The organism is Bacillus sp. HMF5848 (assembly GCF_003944835.1).
GTDB lineage: Bacteria > Bacillota > Bacilli > Bacillales > HMF5848 > HMF5848.
In genome coordinates this window covers 4,287,944-4,310,291 of record NZ_RWIV01000001.1, presented here as the reverse complement: position 1 = coordinate 4,310,291, position 22,348 = coordinate 4,287,944, and the positions used below count along the sequence as shown (strand labels likewise).

Annotated in this window: 21 protein-coding genes; 14 read left to right on the top strand and 7 right to left on the bottom strand. The window is 37.6% G+C overall.

Annotation, left to right across the window (positions count from 1 at the left end; genetic code table 11):
• Positions 1 to 3 precede the first annotated feature (3 nt).
• The 8 genes from EJF36_RS20265 to EJF36_RS20230 all read left to right on the top strand — a co-directional run bounded on the left by EJF36_RS20265 (position 4) and on the right by EJF36_RS20230 (position 7,419).
• A complete protein-coding gene (locus tag EJF36_RS20265) occupies positions 4 to 1,008 on the top strand; it encodes an ABC transporter permease (protein ID WP_125908039.1) in 1,005 nt (334 codons plus the stop codon).
• Between the two features lie 166 nt (positions 1,009 to 1,174).
• Positions 1,175 to 2,041 carry a nickel transporter permease gene (gene nikC, locus EJF36_RS20260; protein ID WP_260471956.1) on the top strand — a complete coding sequence of 289 codons (867 nt, stop codon included), beginning with the start codon at positions 1,175 to 1,177 and terminating at the stop codon, positions 2,039 to 2,041.
• 145 nt (positions 2,042 to 2,186) lie between these two features.
• Positions 2,187 to 2,780, top strand: a complete 594-nt coding sequence (locus tag EJF36_RS20255) for a DUF6305 family protein (RefSeq protein WP_125908037.1) — start codon at positions 2,187 to 2,189, stop codon at positions 2,778 to 2,780.
• Between the two features lie 24 nt (positions 2,781 to 2,804).
• Positions 2,805 to 4,175, top strand: coding sequence for a sensor histidine kinase (locus EJF36_RS20250; protein ID WP_125908036.1), 1,371 nt, complete (start codon positions 2,805 to 2,807; stop codon positions 4,173 to 4,175).
• Positions 4,153 to 4,752: a response regulator gene (locus EJF36_RS20245; protein ID WP_125908035.1), complete on the top strand. Its 600-nt coding sequence runs from the start codon at positions 4,153 to 4,155 to the stop codon at positions 4,750 to 4,752. The genes EJF36_RS20250 and EJF36_RS20245 overlap by 23 nt, the downstream gene beginning before the upstream one ends.
• Before the next feature lie 132 nt (positions 4,753 to 4,884).
• Positions 4,885 to 5,892 (top strand): TIGR00341 family protein, encoded by a 1,008-nt coding sequence (locus tag EJF36_RS20240; RefSeq protein WP_125908034.1) that lies wholly within the window; start codon positions 4,885 to 4,887, stop codon positions 5,890 to 5,892.
• Between the two features lie 19 nt (positions 5,893 to 5,911).
• On the top strand, positions 5,912 to 6,358 hold the full coding sequence (locus EJF36_RS20235) for a DUF3052 domain-containing protein (RefSeq protein ID WP_125908033.1): 447 nt from the start codon (positions 5,912 to 5,914) through the stop codon (positions 6,356 to 6,358).
• A 269-nt stretch (positions 6,359 to 6,627) separates the two neighbouring features.
• Positions 6,628 to 7,419, top strand: a complete 792-nt coding sequence (locus EJF36_RS20230) for a TerC family protein (RefSeq protein WP_125908032.1) — start codon at positions 6,628 to 6,630, stop codon at positions 7,417 to 7,419.
• Positions 7,420 to 7,472: 53 nt separating this feature from the next.
• Here EJF36_RS20230 and EJF36_RS20225 read toward each other — a convergent pair whose 3' ends face one another.
• A complete protein-coding gene (locus EJF36_RS20225; RefSeq protein ID WP_125908031.1) occupies positions 7,473 to 7,844 on the bottom strand; it encodes a PilZ domain-containing protein in 372 nt (123 codons plus the stop codon).
• A 206-nt stretch (positions 7,845 to 8,050) separates the two neighbouring features.
• Between EJF36_RS20225 and EJF36_RS20220 the strand changes: the two genes are divergently transcribed.
• The 3 genes from EJF36_RS20220 to EJF36_RS20210 all read left to right on the top strand — a co-directional run bounded on the left by EJF36_RS20220 (position 8,051) and on the right by EJF36_RS20210 (position 13,506).
• The gene (locus EJF36_RS20220; protein WP_125908030.1) at positions 8,051 to 9,058 is read left to right on the top strand and encodes a LacI family DNA-binding transcriptional regulator; all 1,008 of its coding nucleotides are present in this window, start codon (positions 8,051 to 8,053) and stop codon (positions 9,056 to 9,058) included.
• A 221-nt stretch (positions 9,059 to 9,279) separates the two neighbouring features.
• On the top strand, positions 9,280 to 10,563 hold the full coding sequence (locus EJF36_RS20215) for an ATP-binding protein (protein WP_395940605.1): 1,284 nt from the start codon (positions 9,280 to 9,282) through the stop codon (positions 10,561 to 10,563).
• Between the two features lie 408 nt (positions 10,564 to 10,971).
• Positions 10,972 to 13,506 carry an EAL domain-containing protein gene (locus tag EJF36_RS20210; protein ID WP_125908028.1) on the top strand — a complete coding sequence of 845 codons (2,535 nt, stop codon included), beginning with the start codon at positions 10,972 to 10,974 and terminating at the stop codon, positions 13,504 to 13,506.
• A 58-nt stretch (positions 13,507 to 13,564) separates the two neighbouring features.
• Here EJF36_RS20210 and EJF36_RS20205 read toward each other — a convergent pair whose 3' ends face one another.
• Positions 13,565 to 14,824 (bottom strand): ATP-binding protein, encoded by a 1,260-nt coding sequence (locus EJF36_RS20205; protein ID WP_125908027.1) that lies wholly within the window; start codon positions 14,822 to 14,824, stop codon positions 13,565 to 13,567.
• A gap of 166 nt (positions 14,825 to 14,990) precedes the next feature.
• Between EJF36_RS20205 and EJF36_RS20200 the strand changes: the two genes are divergently transcribed.
• Positions 14,991 to 16,493 carry an NAD(P)H-hydrate dehydratase gene (locus EJF36_RS20200; RefSeq protein WP_125908026.1) on the top strand — a complete coding sequence of 501 codons (1,503 nt, stop codon included), beginning with the start codon at positions 14,991 to 14,993 and terminating at the stop codon, positions 16,491 to 16,493.
• Between the two features lie 127 nt (positions 16,494 to 16,620).
• Here EJF36_RS20200 and EJF36_RS20195 read toward each other — a convergent pair whose 3' ends face one another.
• From EJF36_RS20195 to EJF36_RS20190, 3 genes are all read right to left on the bottom strand, one after another.
• A complete protein-coding gene (locus EJF36_RS20195) occupies positions 16,621 to 17,988 on the bottom strand; it encodes an aldehyde dehydrogenase (RefSeq protein ID WP_125908025.1) in 1,368 nt (455 codons plus the stop codon).
• A 66-nt stretch (positions 17,989 to 18,054) separates the two neighbouring features.
• Positions 18,055 to 18,213 (bottom strand): hypothetical protein, encoded by a 159-nt coding sequence (locus EJF36_RS21680; protein ID WP_185806986.1) that lies wholly within the window; start codon positions 18,211 to 18,213, stop codon positions 18,055 to 18,057.
• A 103-nt stretch (positions 18,214 to 18,316) separates the two neighbouring features.
• Positions 18,317 to 18,589 carry an alpha/beta-type small acid-soluble spore protein gene (locus tag EJF36_RS20190; RefSeq protein ID WP_125908024.1) on the bottom strand — a complete coding sequence of 91 codons (273 nt, stop codon included), beginning with the start codon at positions 18,587 to 18,589 and terminating at the stop codon, positions 18,317 to 18,319.
• Between the two features lie 138 nt (positions 18,590 to 18,727).
• Here EJF36_RS20190 and EJF36_RS20185 point away from each other — a divergent pair, with 138 nt between their 5' ends.
• Positions 18,728 to 19,924, top strand: coding sequence for an MFS transporter (locus EJF36_RS20185; protein ID WP_125908023.1), 1,197 nt, complete (start codon positions 18,728 to 18,730; stop codon positions 19,922 to 19,924).
• A 294-nt stretch (positions 19,925 to 20,218) separates the two neighbouring features.
• On the opposite strand, the gene EJF36_RS20180 is transcribed toward EJF36_RS20185, so the two are convergent.
• Together EJF36_RS20180 and EJF36_RS20175 are read right to left on the bottom strand one after the other, a co-directional pair.
• Positions 20,219 to 20,422, bottom strand: a complete 204-nt coding sequence (locus tag EJF36_RS20180) for a hypothetical protein (RefSeq protein ID WP_125908022.1) — start codon at positions 20,420 to 20,422, stop codon at positions 20,219 to 20,221.
• A gap of 143 nt (positions 20,423 to 20,565) precedes the next feature.
• Entirely contained in the window at positions 20,566 to 21,480 is a 915-nt protein-coding gene (locus EJF36_RS20175) for a zinc dependent phospholipase C family protein (RefSeq protein WP_125908021.1), read from the bottom strand.
• A 65-nt stretch (positions 21,481 to 21,545) separates the two neighbouring features.
• Here EJF36_RS20175 and EJF36_RS20170 point away from each other — a divergent pair, with 65 nt between their 5' ends.
• On the top strand, positions 21,546 to 22,220 hold the full coding sequence (locus EJF36_RS20170; protein WP_125908020.1) for a uracil-DNA glycosylase: 675 nt from the start codon (positions 21,546 to 21,548) through the stop codon (positions 22,218 to 22,220).
• Positions 22,221 to 22,348: the final 128 nt, after the last annotated feature.

Below are 22,348 nucleotides of genomic sequence, written 5' to 3'. Positions count from 1 at the left end.
AAGATGCTCCAATATATAATCCGCAGATTATTAATGTTAATTCCAGTTTTAATAGGAGTAGCTATCCTGGCGTTTGCACTCATTCATCTCATTCCAGGTGATCCAGCAAAAAGTATGTTAGGAGAAAAGGCTACAGCAGCTCAAGTTGAACAATTACGAGAAGAGCTACATTTAAATGATCCGTTATACGTTCAGTTCGGCTATTATTTAGGGGATATCCTAAGTGGAGACTTAGGAGAATCAATTAAATCCAAAGAATCAATTGTTGTAGAAATGCAAACTCGCTTTCCAGCTACCCTCGAATTAAGCTTATTTGCGATGACTATTGCGGTCATAGTAGGTGTGTTAGCAGGAATCATATCAGCAGTGAAGCAATATTCTTGGTTTGACAACCTGAGTATGACAGGAGCTTTAATAGGGGTTTCGTTGCCAATATTCTGGCTTGGACTTATGATGATTTGGCTGTTTTCCGTTAAGCTTCAATGGTTGCCTCCTTCAGGTAGGTTATCTAACGATATAGAGCTACAAACTATTACAAACCTATATATGCTAGATAGTATTTTAACAGGGAATTGGCCTGCACTTAAGGATAGTTTCTTACACCTACTTATGCCAGGGCTTGCACTAGGTACCATTCCCATGGCGATTATTGCTAGAATGACAAGGTCAAGTATGCTTGAAGTAATGAAACAAGATTATATTCGGACCGCAACGGCAAAAGGGTTAGCAAAATATTTAGTAATTTTCCAACATGCATTAAAGAATGCTTTTCTACCAGTTTTAACAGTCATAGGTATGCAATTTGGTTTCTTACTAGGAGGCGCTGTGTTAACCGAAACTATATTTTCATGGCCGGGTGTTGGACGATACGTATATCAGGCTGTTTTAGGAAGAGATTATCCTGTTGTGCAAACAACCATTTTATTGATTGCTATTGTGTTCGTTTTAATAAATTTATTAACGGATGTGTTATATAAATATTTTGACCCACGAATTCGCTATGATTAAAAAACGTGTAGTTCACTGATAATCCTGTGATTTGCTGCGACGGCGGATAATCGACAAACGACGACGGATAATCGCATCAATAGCGGGTTTTCCTTCAATACATATTACAGAAGTGAAAGGATGTGGATGTGAGATGGTAACACCACAGCTTCAGGAGACTAGCCCAATGGTTGATTTGCAACACAAAAAACCTAGACGTTTATTGGAAACTACAAAACGTGTTGTACAAAGTAAGTCTTCCTTATTAGGTTTTATAATCATTATGCTTTTAATAATTACAGCTTTACTCGCTCCTGTAATAGCATCACATGATCCTATTGAACAGGACTTGTTTGCTAGGTATCAGGCTCCCAGTACAGATCATCTATTAGGTACGGATGAGCTTGGACGTGATATTTTTAGTAGAATTATATATGGAACAAGGATCTCCATTCAAATTGGTGTCATAGCTGTAGGTATCTCAATGATCGTTGGGATTTTCCTTGGTGCCGTATCCGGGTATTTTGGTAAATGGATTGACATGGTTATTATGAGGTTTATTGATATATTAATGGCATTTCCGAGTATACTATTAGCTATCGCGATGGTTGCTGTTCTTGGACCAGGCTTAACCAATACGATGATTGCAGTCGGAATTGTTGGTGTACCACATTTCGCTAGAATTGTAAGATCGTCGGTTTTGTCCGTAAAAGAAACAGAGTATATTGAGGCTGCTCGTGCCGTCGGAGCGAAGCATGGTCGGATTTTATTTCGCCATGTGCTACCTAATTGTATGGCGCCTATTATCGTTCAAACAACTTTAAGTATCGGTACAGCCATTTTAGATGCAGCTGGTTTAAGCTTTTTAGGTTTAGGTGCTCAACCTCCTGCACCGGAATGGGGCGCGATGCTTAGTGATGGGCGAGCGGCTTTACAAACAGCACCATGGGTTGTAGCTTTTCCAGGTCTAGCTATACTATTTACGGTATTAGGCTTTAACTTGCTAGGTGACGGTTTAAGAGATGCCCTTGATCCTAAACAAAGTAAACAGTAGATATTTTGTAAATTATTACTAATTATTTGTATGCTATAATAGTAGGACTTATAGTCTTACTATTTTTTGTTTTCTAAAAATAATTAATATACTCCAAATATGAAAATCCCCTACCTAATTTAAAAGTTTAGAATAGCGAGGGTTCATGATGAAAAAATATGCCTTAAGTATTTGCTTGCTTTTTCTTATTGTAGTAATGGCTACATTCCAGCATACGCAGATTCCCAAAAAAGAGGCTAATGCTTGGCCTCATTTACCAGCCCCACTTGGTAACGGAAAGATTTTAATTACATCTGCTGGTCAGGCGATTGACGGCTATATTTTGGAGAGTATGACAAAAGAGCTACACATTGAAGCAGATTATCGTCCACGTGTGCTAGCGACGGATGTTTATGAGTACAATACGGTTTTATTTGTTGTTGGCTACAGCCCAACAGGGTTGCTGTTTACGGACCGAACTTGGATGGAGGAGGAGCAACGAATCCGCTTGCTTTTACAGGAAATTGCCGTTAAAAAAATGCCGGTAATTGTTGTACATATGAGTGGGTTTAATCGTACAGAATCTAGTACCAATTATTTAATAGATTTGATAGCCCCTCATACCGATTACTTTATCGGCTTACGTAGCTCTGATCGCTTGCAACGATATAGACGTTTAGCACAAAGATACAATTTTCCCATAACATTTGTTGAAAAAATTGAGCATATTAAAACACCATTAAATTCTGTGTTTAGATAAATGCATTCTAAAGGATGAAGTTCGATGATATCTAAAAGAATTCAAACGATTTTTGGTGGAAGCAGTATAATAATGGCGCTCTTAGTACCAACTTTCACATCAACTCTGAGTCAGAATGTGTTATCGTCTGTTCAAAAAAGTATTCAATTTGATGATAGTGGTACACTATTACTATCGGCATTTTCCTATATAGTTGTGGAAGCAATCATCATGTATCTTCTTTATATTGGGGCCCATTATTTTTCAATATACTTCTCTGCGAATGTTAAAACGATAAAGTATCAAACGATATTTCTAACCACTGTTCTGTGTGCTGTGTTCTTATTGCGTATGTTTTATGTAAACAACTATTCAATTATGCTTCATCTTTTCATGATTGTTTTATTTTTTATATTTAACATAAATATACCAAGCCAATTAAATATCTTTTCGTCACTGTCGCTACTCATTTTGAGTTTGTCGTTTTCTATGCAATGGTTAAATATACTACCGATGTTGTCACCATTCGGTCTAGGAAGTGATGATCTTGCCATTAGCTTAAAAACAGCAGACGCCTTTTTAACAGGAAATAAATTATTAACGACTGTCTCCATTGTGTTCTCAATCCTTTTCTTTGTCATAGCCTTGTTTCAAATGATTTTTCTAATTGTAAACAGTCGACAAATAGAAACGGTGAGACAATTACAAGAGCAAGAGCGTGACTTAAAGGAAGCTCGTCTGGCAGTAGTAGAGTCTCGTGTATATCAAGAAATCCACCATTTAGTTCATGATTTAAAAACACCTCTCGTGTCTCTAGAAGGGTTATTATCCCTTTTTGCTATGAAAATAGATAATAATGAAAAGCTTTCGTCATATATTCATAGAATGGAACACTCTATTGAAACAATGAAGGCTATGATATCAGACATTTTGTATGACGAAGTCCGTAGGTGCATAAGTGTATCGGATCTCATACGTTATGTAACGAGTCAAATTATTTTAGATAATAAACCGATTGAACTAATTACGGATATTAAAGAAGGGCTTCCAGACATTTTGGTTAATAAAATACGCGTCGCTCGTGCCATTATGAATGTAGTGGAAAATGCAATTACCTCTATTAATGAGAGAAAAGGGATTATAAGAGTTTCCGCTACAAAACGTGGACAGTACATAGAAATTTCAATAGTGGATAATGGTCCAGGTATACCTAGTGATATCTTAGATATCATATGGGATAAAGGCTTTAGTACATATCAGTCAACCGGTTTAGGACTATCATTTGTGAAAAAAGTAATGGAAGGTCATCAAGGGTATGTCCGAATAGAGAGCACACCATATATGTACACGTCGGTGACATTAGCAATTCCTATTATGGAGGAAGAGGTGCAATATGACGACAATACTAATCATTGATGACAATGAAGATATTCGTTTTACAATGGTCGAGATTTGTTCATTTGCTGGGTGGGACGCTATACAGGCGAAGGATGGCAAGGAAGGTGTTAGCATTTTTAAAAATGCAAAGCCTGATATTGTGATTGTAGATTACCACATGCCTAATTGGGATGGAGTACGCACTGTTCGTGAAATTAGAAAGATTAGTAGTACTGTGCCCATTATTATGTTAACCATTGACGAGAATCAGCGAACCGCAGATAACTGCTTGTCTGTAGGGGCAACAGACTTTTCACTTAAGCCTATTAAAGCGCCTGACTTAATTTCTCGCATTCGACTGCATTTGCGATTTGCGAGTATGCAAAAGGATGCATTTACAGACAAAGGAATTAGTGCCAGTACATTAGGCATGATTAAGCATTGCCTTGAAGCAAGTAAGGAGCCTCTATCTATTACAGATATTGAAAAGCAATTACCGTTAGCATACCAAACGATTCATCGCTATGTGAATTATCTTGTGGAAACGGGAGATGTTGAAATAATTGCTGACTATGGCAAAGTAGGGCGCCCAAAGAATCGTTATCAAATTAGCTAGAGAACTTGTAGGTTGATTGCGGCACACTGCATTCTACCGAATCCGCACTATGTAAGTAAGGTAACTATTTTTGTTGTGCTTGTTCCATTTGGTTATAATGATAACAACCTTGTTATATGGCGGTGTTTTTAAATGGCACTTCAATTAATTGAAGCGTATGTTCCTAAAAAACATTTTGAGCGTCTTGATACAAAGCTAGCATCCTTTGAAATCAAGACGCACTGGGTCCGGGAGCACTCTGAAGAAAAAATGCAAATTCGCATGCTCGTTCAAACAGAACATACAGAAGAAATCTTAAACTATTTAGAAAGTGTTGCTAACGTCATTGATGGACTTGAAGTAATTCTTTTACCCGTTGGCACGTATATAACGAGAGGCGTTGAGCAGCGTCATCAGCCACAACAAAAAAAGAAGCAGGATGATGCACTTCGCGTACAACGTGCTAGTCGCCATGAATTGTATGTAAGTATAGAAGCTATGAGTAAAATGAATATTACGTACATATTATTTGTTATGCTATCAACGATTGTAATAGCGATAGGCTTGGTGAAAAATAGCGCTGCTATTGTGATTGGAGGCATGGTTATTGCTCCTTTGCTCGGACCAATCATTTCTTTAGCATTTGCTTCTATTCTAGGTGACTTTAAACTCGCTAAGCACTCATATGTGACGTTTTCAACAGGCATTGCTATTGCACTCATTATCTCTATTGCTATGAGTGTAATCGTTGAGATTCCGATACATAGTCAAGAATTTATCTCTCGCACAAAGGTTGATATATTAGATATAGTACTAGCTTTATCATCTGGAACTGCGGGAGCACTATCTATTTTAAAAAGATTTCCAAGTACACTAGTGGGCGTTATGGTCGCTGTTGCACTTCTTCCCCCAAGTGTCGTTCTTGGCATGACAATTGGTCATTTTATGTGGGAAGCAGCTCTTGGAGCGTTTTTGTTAGTGTCAGTCAACATAACATCCATTTTACTTTCAGCTATTGTGGTATTTTCCCTAACAGGGATAAGGCCTGTAAAATATGCCGAGCTGCAAAAAGCAAATATATCTCGAAAATATTCAATTTTATTTGTTAGTATTATTGTTATTATTTTAATAGCTACAGTTTTAGGAGTAACGTATCGATAAAAAGGAGGAAAGGTCTCTCATGCTTAAAAAACTGCAAATTAAAGAGAGCGTATCACCATTGCTAATTCACAATGCGCCAACCCACTATATTGATCTACTCAGAGCGGATGACACTAGCATTGAAATACATGCAGTACCCGAAGATTCAAGCTATCCTTTTATTCAAGTATTTGCGACGAGTAATGAATCTTTGCAGATAGCAGCACTTGAGCTTGAGCCATTGCTTGTCGAGGAAGGGCTACTTTGGCTTTGTTATCCGAAAAAATCCTCGAAGACATTTAAAGGGTCTAATTGTAGTCGAGAGACTGTTGGAGCTTTATTAGCTGAACGTGACTACGAACCCGTTCGTCAAATAGCTATTGACGAGGATTGGTCTGCACTTCGTTTAAGGAAAGTTGAGCATATTAAAAAAATGACTCGTAAAGTCGCTGTCACTAAAGCGGGACAAGAGCGAATAAGTAATTAGCACATTAGGATATTCCGTTGACTAGTATAAAATTGTAAACTATAATAAATAACAGAGTGTAAAATTGTAGATTATAATAAATTTAAAGAGTCACCGTCAAAGGGGAGTAGCTGTACAATAAAAGTCGTCATTTCGAGCGAAACGCTCCGGCTTTATTGGCAACGCCATCGTTGTTAGCAAGACCTTTACCGTCCAAAGGTAAAGGTCTTTTTTGTTGGCCTTTTCTACATAAAGTAAAGGTCATCTGTTCATAAAAGGAGAGATGTTAATTGGAATGGGCATTATTATTTGAGTATAGTTGGGTTTTACTCGTACTAATTGTATTAGAAGGCTTACTTGCAGCTGACAATGCATTAGTGTTGGCAATTATGGTAAAGCATTTGCCAGAGGATAAGCGCAAAAAAGCATTGTTTTATGGTTTAGCAGGTGCTTTTGTATTTCGCTTTGCGTCACTGTTTGTTATTTCATTTCTTGTTGATGTATGGCAAGTGCAGGCTATTGGGGCACTTTATTTATTGTTTATCGCTGGAAATCATATTTTTCGAAAGCTTATTATTAAAAAGCAAGAGGAAGATGACAGTGAAGAAGAAACTGAGAAAAAGGGCTCTGGCTTTTGGATGACAGTACTAAAAGTAGAGGTTGCTGATATTGCCTTTGCTGTTGATTCTATCCTAGCTGCCGTTGCGCTCGCTCTTGCATTACCGAAAACGAACCTACCACAAATTGGGGGTATGGATGGCGGTCAATTTTTAGTTGTTTTTATGGGCGGACTAATTGGACTCATTATTATGCGTTTCGCAGCAAACCTATTTGTTAAACTGCTACACTCGCGTCCTGGACTAGAAATAGCAGCATTTATTATTGTTGGATGGGTTGGGGTGAAACTCTCTGTAACAACTTTGTCACACCCAGCAGTATCGTTATTACCATACGGGTTTTCTCACTCGACTACGTGGAAGGTAACATTCTACGTCGTACTTGTATTAATTGCAGTAGGCGGTTACTTCTTAAGTAAACCAAAGGAAGACCCACAGGAATCGAACGTAACTGTAAATATGTAAATGAAAAAGCGGACTTTATCTGAATGATCCTCTGGCAATTGACAGAGGGTAGTTTACGATAATGAGTCCGCTTTTTGTGTCATTTTATATTCTTTTACGATATCTTTTACATTAATGTCCCATGCTTCAGTAGTAATTCGAAGTCCGTATCGGAACACGTTAACATGCTTTTTTTTCCATAGAAAGACAGCCTTTGCGACAAGTTCCTTACTACCGACTGTAAAAGTAAAGAATATCTCTATTGTTTTATGCAAGGGAATATCGAGTGCCGTTTCTAGTTTAACCCCACCAGAGCTTATGTCTATAATATAGCCTTCACCTTTTGATGACTGAACAGTTTGGTCGTTAATTTTAGTAATATGGTAGGCGGTATAAATAGGATTGTCAAATACGTAACGATAGGGTTCATTACGACGATATATCATACGATTCACCTCGAATTACATAATGTACTATCATAGTATCAAATATGTATTTAGTTTGGCAAAAAAGCGATAATAAAATTTTACTAAACTATTATATTGAAACCGTTGTCAAGTTTAGATACAATTTTAATGTATCCTATGGTATGAGCTATTAATGAAAATATTTATATATATTGAAGTCTAGCTAGCAGAGGGGGGAAGTTTTTATGGCAACTATTAAGGATATTGCAGAACAAGCAGGAGTTTCAATAACTACTGTGTCACGCGTATTAAACTATGACGAATCGTTATCGGTTACTGATGAGACACGAAAGAGAATTATTGAAGTAGCGCAAAGACTTAACTATAAGACACTTCGAGAAAGAAATGCTGCAAACCAAAAGGAACGCCTTCGTTTTGGGCTTGTGAATTGGTATACAGAGCGTCAGGAAGTTAATGATCCATATTACTTAGCGATTCGTATTGGCGTCGAACGTCAATGTGAAGAGCAACATGTGGAGTTAGTGAAGTTATTTAATCAAGACAATATAAACCGTACGGAGTATTTAAAAGGGTTAGATGGTATTATTGCGATTGGTAAATTCTCCACAAGTGAATGTGAATTGTTGGCTCAAATGTCGGAGAATATTGTCTTTGTAGATTATGCACCTGATGAACATAAATATGATTCTGTTGTGATTGATTTTAGAAAATCTATGATTGAAGTGCTTCAATATTTGTTGGAGCTAGGACATAAAAGAATAAGTTACATTGGCGGCCATGAATATATCGGTGACAATGAACTAATTAAAGATGAACGAGAAGTGACATTTTACGAGTACTTACAATTTCGTGATTTATTCGATAAATCTCTTGTGTATACCGGCACATTTACAACAGAGGATGGATACAGACTTATGAAAAAGGCATTAGCGCAGCAGGAAGTACCTACTGCCTTTGTTGTAGGAAGTGATTCGATGGCAATTGGAGCGTTACGTGCTGTGCATGAAGCGGGGCTAGCTGTACCGAACGATATATCAATAATTGGTTTTAACGATATCGCTACAGCTAGATTTTTGAATCCTCCTTTAACAACAGTGAAGGTGTATACCGAATTCATGGGCGAAACAGCTGTAGATTTAGTACTTGAGCAAATACGTACAAACCGTGAAATACCAAAAAAGGTTGTCTTACCAACAAAGCTTCTGCAGAGAGAAAGCTGCCGATCTATGTGAAAAATCTGTATCATAAGCACACGTTCTTATAGGGGCGTGTGTTTTTTGTTGGTAAAAATCTTACATCTAACATGACGAGTTAAAAGAATGACTCAATATGTAAGAAGAAATTGATATGCAATTATAATAAAAAGGGAATTGGTGGAAAAAGCAGGATATAGTAATCTACCATCGAATAATTATATGGAGTTTGTGAAAAAAATGTGACAAGCGGAAGGTGAGTGGATGAAGTGTTCATAAAGGAACTGTTATTAGACATTTTCTTTATTACGTTTTGCTTAGTTTTTGTTCCTGCATGGAAACACAGAAAATTAAGGTCAAGAGTATACACGTTTCGTTTGTGGATATTAATGTGTTCAATCGCAATCATTCTTTGTATATCGTTTCCTATTAATTTAGGCAGTGGGTATATTCTTGATTTGCGTGCCACTCCTTTAATGCTTGGTGGTTTATATGCTGGTGGAATGGGTGCCGTTGTGTTAGCAGCTGTTAGTATTGCTTATAGAGCATTATTCGGTGGTATTGGCTCGATAGTCTCAATTGGCATAACGGTTATCCATCTAGTAGCTATATTAATACTGTTTAAGAGATTTGCCTCTGCGAATGTAAAAGGTAAATTACTATTAAGTAGTATGCTAGGCTTTATGTCAGCAATCGTTACTATTATCATTATGCAAGTGATGCAACCAATGGAACATGTGTTACTTCTAACAGGGTTGCTTATAGTTCTTAACGTCTCTGGTATGCTTACTATGACTCATTTTATCGAAATATTGCGTGATTATTCGTACTTAAGGCGGGAGATTATAAAAAGTGAAAAGCTCGAGGTTGTTAGTCAGCTTGCTGCTTCAATCTCTCATGAAGTACGTAACCCATTAACAGTAGGAAAGGGTTTTTTACAGTTATTGCACCAAGGAGGCGTCTCTCCAGATAAACAAAAGCTATATATTAAAACAGCGCTTCATGAACTAGAACGGGCCGAGACCATCATAACCGATTATTTAACATTTGCCAAGCCAACGATAGAGGATAATAATGTACTCATAGTACGAGATGAGCTTAATGCATTGTCACAAATGATAGAAGCTTATGCACTAACAAATAATATAAAAATAGACTTAACTTGCCAAGAAGAAGGCTATATCCTTGGAAATAGTCAACGTCTGCGTCAATGCTTAATAAATGTATGTAAAAATGCGTGTGAAGCAATGGAGCATGGGGGAGATTTAAGTATTTCTTCTACTTGTGACACAAAACAGGTAACCATAACAATAAAGGATACGGGGAAAGGAATGTCTGCTAAAGAGTTAGCCAGACTAGGTGAGCCGTACTACTCCACAAAAGGTATAAAAGGTACAGGCTTAGGCATGATGGTCGTATTCCGAATTGTTGAAGCAATGCAAGGAGTTATACATATTAAAAGTCAACAAATGCAAGGTACAACTGTAACCATATCTTTTCCACGTGTAAGTGGGGAGTATATGAATCACACATGTATTGAATAAGAAGGAGGCTGTCCAAAGTGTAAAGGGCGGCCTTCTTTTTCCGTTAGTGCTGTAACACACGTTGACATCGGGAATTGCACGAATCCGTTTCAAAAACACATTTAGCTTTGGAGGAAAAATGCATCGAAAAAACGTGTTTAGTAAAAAAATCTTCATGTTTGCTCCTCTACGGAATGGCTTGATTCGCTTACTTTTGTGAAAAATCGACAAATATCGTCACAATTTCAAAAAAAACACAAATACTGTCGATGTTTTTGTATAATAAGGATGATATAGGTAATTTTTATGAAAAAAATTCTTATACACTAACATCTAGATTCCTCAGCTTATCCTCAAGGTTTAACTTACATACATTCATATCATTACATATATGCCGAAGCAGAAAAATGTCGCAAGGAGGACGCACAATTGAGGTGGATTAACAGCCTAGGCTTTCGTATTTGGTTAGCAATAAATGTCCTTATAATTATAACAATTATTAGCTTGAGTAGTATCAATATGTTACTAGAAAATGAACGAATTAAAGAGACTATACAAAACCAAGGAGTTACGGTATCGAATACGCTTAGTTCACTGGTGGGTGTGTCTATGCTTCGTGGGGAGTATTCTCATATTCATCCTATTACACAGTCTCTCGTCAAAAATCCTGATATTCAATATATAGTCGTCCGCGACAGATACGGAACAATCATTGATGAAAAAGGATATCCCGAAGATGTTGAAGATACATTATTAATTGAAAGCGCGAAGATTGAATATGCGGCGCAAGAACTTGGGGTAGCAGAAGTGGGTCTTCGCAAGGATACATTGAAAAAGGAACAACAGCAGTTGCTACTACATTCTATTGCTGTTGCTTTACTAGTCTCTTTCCTATCAATCATACTGTCCTGGTTAATAAGCCGTTGGATGCTTAAGCCAATTAAGCGTTTAACACAAGCTACTAATTTAGTAAGTAAAGGTGAACTAGATATCGTTGTTCCAGAGGATGGACTGCTAGAAACGCAAGAACTTTCTATATCTTTTAATAAAATGGCTGAAACGGTAAAGAGTTATCAACAAATATTAGAGTATGAAGTAGAAATGGCTACTAAAAACTTATCTGAAAAAGTTACTACACTTGAAATATTAAGCAATATATCTAAAACTGTGATTAGAAAAGATACAACTCGTCAAGAGGTTGTTCGCGACATTTTAATTGAGGTTTATGCATATAGCAAGCCAGAATATTTATCTATTGTACTTCGTGACAACTCGGATAAATCAATGTTAAAGCTATATAGCTTTAATGATACAAAAGAAATTATTACAAAGGATATACATATAGAAGATTCACTTGTTAAACAGGTCCTTGAGACAATGGAACCAGCTATTCATAATAACATTCATGAACATAAAGAGTTTCTTAATGGAGAAGAACAAACAGTTGTTAAAAAAGGCATTAAGTCTACCGCTGTTTTCCCGCTTGTTGCGAATAAAGGAGTTATTGGGACCATCAATATTGGTAGCTCCGAAACAGATTTTTATAATGACAGTCATATTAGTAAGCTATCTATTCTGGCTAATCAAATCGCCATGTCAATTGATAGAGTATTAATGTATGAATCGCTTCATCAAGCAGCTTATCATGATTATGTGACTGGACTTCCTAATTATCGCTTTTTTAAGAACAAGCTAAATACAGCAATAGAAAAAGCAGAGCTGAAGCAAGTTAATAAAATGCTAGCAGTTATATTCATAGATATGGACCGCTTCAAGTTAATCAATGATACGTTAGGTCATGATTTCGGAGATGCGCTTCTTATTGAAGTTGGTCAACTGATTCGGAACACATTAGATTCTAGCGCGTGTGTAGCTAGACTAGGTGGTGACGAATTTACTGTCCTCCTAAAGGATATTGCACATGAAGAAGAAGTAAAGCATGTTGCTATGGAGCTATTGGAGAAGCTAGCAAAACCGATATGTGTCGATGGCTATGATATCCACGTGTCTGCTAGTGTTGGGATTTCCTTATATCCACAGGATGGCAGAGATGCGAAGACTTTAATAAAAAAAGCGGATCGTGCTATGTATCGGGTAAAGGAGTTAGGCAAAAACAATTTCTCTTTATATGCACCGCTTAAGGACGATACTTTGCTCTCACCGTATATAGTGGAGCAAGATTTACGTAAAGCAATTGAAAATGATGAGTTTCGAGTGTATTATCAGCCGAAAATAAATATTTTAAATGGATCGATAGCAGGACTTGAAGCTTTAATACGCTGGTATCATCCGAAAAAAGGGCTAATCATGCCAGGTGATTTTATTCAAATTGCTGAAGAGACGGGCTTCATAGGTCAAATCGGAGAATTCATCTTAAGGAAGGTAGCAGAGCAATTAATTCATTGGGAACAAATAAGTGCGCCTGTTATTCCTGTTTCTGTTAATCTATCGCCCAAGCAATTTATGCAGACCAATTTAGTGAAATCTGTCCAAGAAGTCTTACAATCAACAGGTGTAGCACCTGAACTGATTGAACTAGAAATTACAGAGACAATGACGATGGATATAGAACGAACTCTTGAGACATTAGCGAGTTTAAAGGAGCTTGGGGTGAAAATAAGTATGGATGACTTTGGTAGTGGCTACAGCTCGCTAAATTATTTACGTCATCTGCCAATTGATAGGTTAAAAATTGATCGTTCCTTCATTCAAAATATAACAAGCAATCAAAATAACGCTGCAATTGTGTCGACGATTATACATTTAGCATATAATTTGAACTTGATAGTAACGGCAGAAGGAGTAGAAACGGAAGACGAAGCAAAATATTTACAACGTAGTTTATGTGATGAAGTCCAAGGATACTATTTTAGTTATCCTCTCCCAGCCGAAGAATTAATAAAGCAGTTTACTGAGATAGAAGAACGAGCAAAATTATGGAGATTAGAACAAAACATTTCATAAAGAGTAAAAAGACACCATGAACGTTCAAACCGCGTTAGGTGTCTTTTTATTATAGTCATTACTTCACTAAAGGTAGTTGAATAATAAATGTTGTACCAACACCTAATTTACTTTGCACGTCAATTTTCCCACCAAATAATTTAATAATATTGTAGCAAACCATCAAGCCAAGTCCTGTACCATCCTGCTTCGTTGAAAAGAAGGGCTGCCCTAACTTAGAGAGATCTGTCTTGCTGATACCTATGCCGTTGTCTTCAATTTGAATAATAGCGTTTTGTTGTGATGAAAATAAGCTAATTTTCACCACACCTTTCTTAGTAGGAACTGCCTCGATGGCGTTTTTAATAATATTTAATAGAATTTGCCGTATTTTTTCAGATTGAGCTTGAACGATTAGAGGTGAGGCTGTCTTTTCAACATTTATCGATATGTCATGGAGACTAGCGAAAGCATACATGGAATTTAGTACATGGTCTATTTCCTTGTTTAAATCAATATGCTCCATATTTTCTGATAATGGCTGTCGCGCTAGCGATAAATAATCGTTTAAAATATCGTTTGCACGTTGTAGTTCATCTAAGGAAATTTTAATAAATTGTTTGTCCTCAGTTGGAATATCTTGCTTAGCAAGTAATAGTTGCATGAAGCCTTTGACTGTTGTCATAGGATTGCGGATTTCATGAGCTACGCTTGCAGCTAGCTGAGCCATCGTATTTAGACGTTCAGTCCGTTGTACTTCAAATGATAATTTCTCATTTTCAGTGATTGAATCATAAATTTGAATGATAAGCCATATTGTAACGATATTAATAAATAAAGATATGCTGTAATGTAATATCCACTCCGGGGTAAAAACAGGTGAAATGATGATTATATCCAGTATTATTTGAATGGAAAACGTATAAAGTACTAAGCCGACAGGATATAGGCTGGAATCTCTTTTTAGTACAAGGCGTCGCTTATATAAAATCCAATATAAAGCTATCATTAAAAACGGGGTTACTAGTAATGTTAAAAGAGCATCCTCACCGCCAAAGAGTGCTCGCAATAAAACCATACCAACTGCGACATTAATACCTTTATGAAACGAGCCAAAAATAAACGCTAAAATAACAGGAACAAACCGAAGATCAATAAAGTATCCAGCGGTTAACTCTATTCCATAACTCATAGTTAAAAAGGTAGCGATGAGATAAAATAATACAAAGGTTGTTTGACGTAACCATTTTTTTAAAAGCTTACGTCTTATAATGATTTGGTGAACTAACAACGGGAAAAGAACCATTAATAACTGTAGGAATATTTTTTCAAGTATCATCTTTTACCCCTCTATACTAGTTTCATAATTTTATTTTAGTACATTATTATGAACTAATAAATAACAATATAACCAAAAAGTTACAAAAATTCGAGAACATTGACGAATCAAAGCGTTTTATTAAAAAAAATGTGGGATTACGACGAAAAAATAGGCAGGTGACATAATGAAGAGAATTGTTAAAGCATCTCATATGTATAGCATCGACCAATATACTGTTGAAAAGATAGGTATAAGTGAAGCGATGCTAATGGAAAATGCAGGACAGGCTTGTGCAAGACTGCTTATGAGGGAGCTACTCAGCTATCATCAAAAAGTGTTAATTCTTATAGGGACAGGGAACAACGGTGGAGATGGTGTGGTAATTGGACGGATTTTAAAAAGTCATGGATATGAAGTCGACGTAATGCTTATTGGGAATAAGGACAAGTTATCAAAGGCAGCAGCACATGCTCTACATGTGTATGAACAAAGTGGCTATGAAATCAGTGCATATAGAAAGCAATCTTTGTCGAACTATGAAGTCATTATAGATGCTATGCTTGGTATTGGAACAAAAGGATTACTTCGAGAGCCCTATGCTTCTATTATCTCTCATATTAATCAACTACAACGCCCATTAGTAGTCTCTATAGATATACCAAGCGGCGTCTGTGCTGATAAAGCGGACGTTACGCTCGCATTAAAAGCAAATGCGACTATCGTTATTCAACACTATAAGCATAGCTGTTTTTTGTTTCCTGCCCGTCACTATTATGGCGGCATATATGTTGTTGATATCGGTATACCACCGAAATCTAGCGAGAGTGTGAATGATAAGAGATATGTATGGGAGCAGAGTGACGTAACTCAGTCACTACCAATTCGACACATGAACACGCATAAAGGTACGTATGGAAAAGGAATCATAGTAGGAGGCTCCCCTACTATGATAGGAGCACCTATTATGAGTGCAAAAGCTGCACTTCGAAGCGGGATCGGACTTTTGACGATGGCAATGCCAAAAAATATACACACGATGCTAGCAGGTCAAGTACCAGAGGCGATGTATATGCCATATGGTGAGTCAGGTCCTGATTTCCGGGATGTTCGCTTTAATGGACTAGCGATTGGACCTGGTCTTGGTCGGAGTGATGCCGCTAAGTCTGTTGTTGAACAAGCCTTGTTACTTGATGTGCCACTAGTTATTGATGCCGATGGATTGTATCATATTTGTGACTTTTTAGATGTAGTAAAACAGCGCACAAGCCCAACTATTTTAACACCGCATGCGGCAGAGATGGGCCGATTAATGGAGCTATCTGTCAATGAAGTGGAGATGAATCGCTTTGAAGTAAGTCGGGAACTCGCTACAACCTTACATGTACACGTTGTTTTAAAAGGACCTTATACAATCGTTACTACACCTGATGGTAAACAGTTTGTTAATACTACGGGAAATCCGGGTCTTGCTAAGGGGGGAGCCGGTGACGTTTTAACTGGGATGATTTTAGCGTTTATTTTACAGGGGATGGAGATACAAACAGCAATTAGCAATGCTGTGTACATACATGGCTTAGCGAGTGAGCAGCTTATAGCCGAAAAATTTGCAACGATGAGTATACTACCGACAGATGTAATAGAGCAATTACCTACCACGATTGATAGCCTACTAAAGCAAAAAGAATAAGAGCTTGTAGCCAAGCTCTTATTTAATGTATGAAAAAGTACAAATTCTAAATCTTAAATTGTTGTCTAGCCTCAGTTCAGACATTTCCAATCTGATTCTGTGCTTTATGTGTTATTGCTAACCAATGTTATTTTAACCCTTTTTTAATCCATTTTAAGCTATCCTTACCTGTCGGGTAACGAAACGGGATGTCAAAGCGTGTTGTTTGCGAAAAAATACTTTTTTCATGAGAAAATATATCAAAGCTTCCTTTTCCGTGGTATGCGCCTGTACCGCTTTCGCCTACACCACCAAATGGTAAGTGGGGAGTAGCAAGATGATATATCGTATCATTTATACAGCCACCTCCAAAGGAGAGCTCATGAAGAATGCGATTTTGCAAGGTGCTATCTTCAGAAAAAATGTAGAGTGCTAACGGCTTTGGTCGAGCTTGCACCTTGTTTATTACCTCATCAAGAGAATCAAATACAATGACAGGTAGTAAAGGCCCAAATATTTCATCCTGCATGATTGAATCGGACCAAGAAATGTTTGTTAAAATAGTTGGTTCAATAACTAATTTCTCTCGATTATGGCGACCACCATAGGCGACTTTTCCATCGTTTAGCAAGGCGGTTAGTCTATCGAAATGCTTTTCATTGACAATATGAGTATATTCATCGTTATCCATCGGCTCTGGTCCGTATAGCTTGTCGATATAGTGCTTGAATTTTTCAACAAGATCAGGGGCAACATCACGGTGTACCAATACGTAATCAGGTGCGACGCACGTTTGTCCTGCGTTTACAAATTTGCCCCAAACGATGCGCTTTGCAGCAAGCTCTACATCGGTGTCCTTTGCCACAATACATGGACTTTTTCCACCGAGTTCAAGAGTCACAGGTGTGAGATGCTTCGCGGCTGCTTCCATGATTATTTTTCCTACATGAGTGCTTCCTGTGAAAAAAATATAATCAAATTTTTCCTGTAAAAGCTGCTGACTCGTTGTGGCGTCTCCTTCAATAACAGTAATGTATTCTTCATCAAATTCCTTTTGTAATAGTCGAGCAAGAAGTCTCGATGTAGAAGGCGTGAATTCAGATGGCTTTAACACGACACAATTTCCAGCTGCAATCGCACCGATGATAGGGGCAACAGCAAGATGAAATGGATAATTCCATGGTGCAATGATAAGAACAACACCATAGGGCTCGGGTATGATACGGCTCTTACCTCCAAAGTGCGTGACCGGTGTGCGTACCTTACGAGGTTTCACCCATTTTTTTAAATGCTTAATTGTATAATTTAATTCAGATAAAAGAGAAGCTATCTCAGTTAAATACGCTTCATGCTCAGATTTATTTAAATCTTTCTTTAAGCACGATACAATGTCGCTCTCATTCTCGATGATAATCTTTTTCAAAGTTTCTAGTTGCTTAAGTCGAAATGAAACATCTTTTGTTTGATGTGTATAAAAAAAATCCCTTTGGGCTTTTATAATCTGATGTAATGACATGCTATTTCCTTCACCTCACTTACTATATAATAACAAAAAGAAAAAGCACCTCCTAGTTAGAAGGTGCTAGTTAATCGGAAACATCATTTGGTCATCGGCTGTATCTTGTGGTTGAATATTCATCATCAAGTCATCAAGTTCTTCATCCGTCAATACTTCATAGCGTCCATCCCAATAGGCGACAAGAGTTTGATTAGGGTTAATTCTTTCTACACGAACCTCCATACAATCACTCCTTAAACGTTTGTATGAATAGTATGTCCATTCATACAAATGATATGGCAAGTTCACAAAACATTCAATTTAATCGATATAGCTTCTAACTGATTTATTCAGGGGGCTTGTTCATAGACTGCTGTGCCATCCGTATAAGCTCCTTTACCATTTGACCTCCAATGGGCCCACCAACCTTCCCTGCTTCCTTTGATGTAAGGCGACCATTGTAGCCTTTTTGCATAGGTACACCCATATCCTTAGCGACTTCATATTTCACCTCTTCAGGTTTATTAACGGTATACCCTCTTTCTCTCATAACTTGTTGTTTTAACTCATCCAGTGCGGGTCGTGCTTCGCGGACAAGTGGACGTCTGCGTCTAGCCATATTAATCAACAATCCTTTCCCTTTGTTGCGTGGTATATTAATAAAGCTGTGAATGCATATTAAAAACGGGATATACCTTAGCATTTGTGTTTTATGAAAATTTATAAGTACTGGCTCTATTTTGAAAGGGATGTGCACATGGCTCAATCAGAAGTATCTAAAAGGAAGCTATTAACAATGGCAGGGGTTGGATGGTTGTTTGATGCGATGGATGTCGGCATATTATCGTTCGTAATGGCAGCCATTGCGACAGATTGGGGATTATCAAAAACAGAGGTTGGCTGGATAGGTAGTATTAATTCGGTTGGTATGGCCGTAGGAGCATTACTATTTGGTGTTATGGCTGATAAAATCGGTAGAAAGCATGTTTTTATAATTACCTTACTGTTATTCTCTATTGGGAGTGGTCTGTCGGCTTTAACATCCACACTAACAGTGTTTTTATTGCTTAGATTTTTAATCGGTATGGGTCTTGGAGGAGAGCTACCCGTTGCCTCAGCACTTGTAGCTGAAAGTGTGGAAGCCAAGGAGCGGGGACGGATTGTCGTATTGCTAGAAAGCTTCTGGGCTGCGGGCTGGCTAATCGCAGCTCTAATTTCATACTTTGTAATACCTAGCTATGGCTGGCGCATTGCCTTAGTGCTTGGAGCACTTCCTGCTTTTTATGCGATTTATTTGCGATTAAGTTTACCAGATTCTCCTCTTTTTCAAAAAAATAAAAAGAAGGCATCCTTTGTTGATAATGTAAAAACAATGCTAAACAAAGAGTTTCGAAAAAGAACGATTATGCTCTGGATTTTATGGTTTACCGTTGTTTTTTCGTATTATGGTATGTTTTTGTGGCTACCATCGGTATTGTTTTTAAAAGGTTTTGATATGGTCCGTAGCTTTCAATATGTATTGATTATGACGTTAGCACAACTCCCAGGCTACTTTACAGCAGCATGGTTTATTGAAAGGAAAGGTCGAAAATTTGTTTTAGTAACATATTTAATAGGTACTGCTGTCAGTGCTATTGCTTTCGGCTTCTCAAATACAGTCCCGACACTTCTTCTATCTGGTGTTTTTCTATCCTTTTTTAACTTAGGGGCATGGGGAGGACTATATGCGTATACACCAGAACAATATCCTACTAGCTTTCGCACAACAGGCTCCGGTACGGCGGCATCCGTCGGACGTATTGGTGGCATACTCGGTCCATTACTAGTTGGTTATTTAGCAGCCGGAGAAACATCGTTTAGTGTGATATTTTCAATTTTCTGTGTCACTATTTTGGTTGGGGCAGCCGCTGTCGCGTTATTAGGTACAGAAACGCGACAACAAGAGCTTCAGTGACAAAAAGCAAAAGCCCCTTCGTTATGAGGGGCTTTTTAAGATATTGCTCTATTAAAGGTGAATGTTAATCTTTAACACACATTGTTGATAGTAGCGCAATGTAGTGGAAATCAACAACAAAGTATAACTGAGCCTAAGATTTAAACTGTAAAATGTCTATACATATCGAAAAAGACGTCTAGTACGAAGAATTTAAAAAAACGTATTGAGAAAATCATGGCGTTTATCAATGAATTGTAGTGAGCTATTGGGAATTATTCTGTGTTTATCAAAAAATTATCATAAGTGTTCCATTTAAAAGAAACGAGGACCTCTTGGTACACCAGGATCAACAACAACGGTTTGATTATAACGTTGAACAATGTGACGTGGTACATTTACGACGTTAACGCGATTCACATCTACAATAGGGTGGATCACAGGAATGGGACGACGAACAAACGTATCTCGCACTCGATATTGCGTTGGACAAACAATAGGGTTAACACAACGTGACATAGTGATTTCCTCTCCTTTCGAAATAAATATAGCTCACTGTAATCTATGACAAAAAATAGACAAATGAAATAGATGAACGCACAGAAAAAAGAAAAATAGGTGTTTATACACTCCTAAAAAAACCACTTAAAAAAATAAGTGGTTTAAACAATCGGATCGTATTGATAATTTCTAAGACCTAACTCGCAGTCTTTGCCTGTATCGTATGAGTAATTGCCCAATGACTCACGAATCGTCTCGTAAGCCGCTTGGTCCCCTGTGTGCCAGTATTCGATAATGTAAGGCAGAATGTATTCAGCATTTTCAAACGCTTCATCCATGAGTTCTAAGAATGATTTAGTTGATGATTCTTCTGGTGCGGCTGGATGCTTCCATTCGGCTTTCGCTTCATTTAATAAATCAGCATCAGGTGTTCGCTCGGAGTGAGAGAATGGTGAAATAATGCCACCAAGTAGCTTCTTTTTCATTCCACTTGGATCATAAAATAGCTTGGATGCTTGAATCATATCGCGATAGGACTGCTCAACAAACCTCGTAGGCATGTCTGCATAAAGAGTTGGAAATATTTGTTTAGTCGCACTCTCTAATAAATTTACGATTGAAGCGTTCAACGTCTGTCCTACAAAAATTTGTTCATAAGCAGGAGTACGCCATGTCTGCATCTGCCGAAACTTTTGTAATACTAGTGTATCAAGGTGCGTTTCTAGTACTTGATGCTTATAACCTTCATCTCCTGCACGGTAATGTATGTAAGGATGAGTATAGCGATCAAGTAAGTGATGTGTAACGAAGCCTAACACATAAGCCCTTGTTTCATCATCTAGTTTACGACCTTCTTCTATTATATGCATAAGAAATGGGCCACATTGCTCGTGATGAATAGCTGAGCCAATCTCGGCAACGCGCGATTTTTTCCATGGCCAGAACGAATGATAAAAGAATGGATCCGGACCTTGTGTACCTAAGCGAAAATAATTATCAAGCTTCTTATCTAACGAGCAACCTATCTTCTCTAAAGCCTTCTCTCCAAAATAAATGTGTGTCCATATATTTGGCATGTTTTTTATTCCACCTATCTTAGCAGCATTTGATACAATTATAACAAGAAGGGTGGATGTAAAGCATGAAAATTTTTCAAAATGATTGGGCAACGCTTTTGCAACCCGAAATGGAAAAGTCGTACTTTAAAAAATTACAAGATTTTATAAACCGCGAATATCATTCATACAACATATATCCGGATAAACACAATATATATCGTGCTCTTGATATAACACCATATAAGGATGTGAAAGTTGTTATCCTAGGACAAGATCCATACCATAATAATGGACAAGCTCATGGCCTTAGTTTTTCTGTTCCTCAAGGAGTGCCAAAGCCGCCATCATTAAAAAATATATATAAAGAGCTTCAAATGGATCTTGGTTATGCGGAGCCTGATCACGGCTGTTTGGAAAGTTGGGCAGAGCAAGGGGTACTTTTGTTAAACACTGTCTTAACTGTTCGAGAAGGACAAGCTCATTCTCATAAAAATAAAGGATGGGAGACGTTTACGAATAAAGTTATTTCCTTACTCAATGATAGAAAACAGCCTGTCATATTTGTACTATGGGGGAAGCCTGCACAAGCGAAACAGAAGCTTATCACGAATGATCATCATACTATTTTACAAGCGGCACATCCTAGTCCGCTATCAGCATATAGAGGTTTTTTCGGCAGTAGACCATTTTCCTCAATTAACAACGAGCTACGCACTTTTGGAGTCGAAGAGATCGATTGGGAGCTGCGAGCACAATGAGAAAAATAAATTGTTTATCATGTGAGTACTTTTATGTAACATGGGATCCAAGCTTTCCGAGAGGCTGTAAAGCTTATGGTTTTAAAACAGCTGCATTGCCTTCGGTAACAGTGCGAAGGTCATCAGGG

Coding starts and splice junctions, on each gene's coding strand:
- EJF36_RS20265 (WP_125908039.1), top strand. CDS start 4: ATGCTCCAATATATAATCCGCAGATTATTAATGTTAATTCCAGTTTTA.
- nikC (WP_260471956.1), top strand. CDS start 1,175: ATGGTTGATTTGCAACACAAAAAACCTAGACGTTTATTGGAAACTACA.
- EJF36_RS20255 (WP_125908037.1), top strand. CDS start 2,187: ATGATGAAAAAATATGCCTTAAGTATTTGCTTGCTTTTTCTTATTGTA.
- EJF36_RS20250 (WP_125908036.1), top strand. CDS start 2,805: ATGATATCTAAAAGAATTCAAACGATTTTTGGTGGAAGCAGTATAATA.
- EJF36_RS20245 (WP_125908035.1), top strand. CDS start 4,153: ATGACGACAATACTAATCATTGATGACAATGAAGATATTCGTTTTACA.
- EJF36_RS20240 (WP_125908034.1), top strand. CDS start 4,885: ATGGCACTTCAATTAATTGAAGCGTATGTTCCTAAAAAACATTTTGAG.
- EJF36_RS20235 (WP_125908033.1), top strand. CDS start 5,912: ATGCTTAAAAAACTGCAAATTAAAGAGAGCGTATCACCATTGCTAATT.
- EJF36_RS20225 (WP_125908031.1), bottom strand. CDS start 7,844: ATGATATATCGTCGTAATGAACCCTATCGTTACGTATTTGACAATCCT.
- EJF36_RS20220 (WP_125908030.1), top strand. CDS start 8,051: ATGGCAACTATTAAGGATATTGCAGAACAAGCAGGAGTTTCAATAACT.
- EJF36_RS20205 (WP_125908027.1), bottom strand. CDS start 14,824: ATGATACTTGAAAAAATATTCCTACAGTTATTAATGGTTCTTTTCCCG.
- EJF36_RS20200 (WP_125908026.1), top strand. CDS start 14,991: ATGAAGAGAATTGTTAAAGCATCTCATATGTATAGCATCGACCAATAT.
- EJF36_RS20195 (WP_125908025.1), bottom strand. CDS start 17,988: ATGTCATTACATCAGATTATAAAAGCCCAAAGGGATTTTTTTTATACA.
- EJF36_RS21680 (WP_185806986.1), bottom strand. CDS start 18,213: ATGGAGGTTCGTGTAGAAAGAATTAACCCTAATCAAACTCTTGTCGCC.
- EJF36_RS20190 (WP_125908024.1), bottom strand. CDS start 18,589: ATGGCTAGACGCAGACGTCCACTTGTCCGCGAAGCACGACCCGCACTG.
- EJF36_RS20185 (WP_125908023.1), top strand. CDS start 18,728: ATGGCTCAATCAGAAGTATCTAAAAGGAAGCTATTAACAATGGCAGGG.
- EJF36_RS20180 (WP_125908022.1), bottom strand. CDS start 20,422: ATGTCACGTTGTGTTAACCCTATTGTTTGTCCAACGCAATATCGAGTG.
- EJF36_RS20175 (WP_125908021.1), bottom strand. CDS start 21,480: ATGCCAAATATATGGACACACATTTATTTTGGAGAGAAGGCTTTAGAG.
- EJF36_RS20170 (WP_125908020.1), top strand. CDS start 21,546: ATGAAAATTTTTCAAAATGATTGGGCAACGCTTTTGCAACCCGAAATG.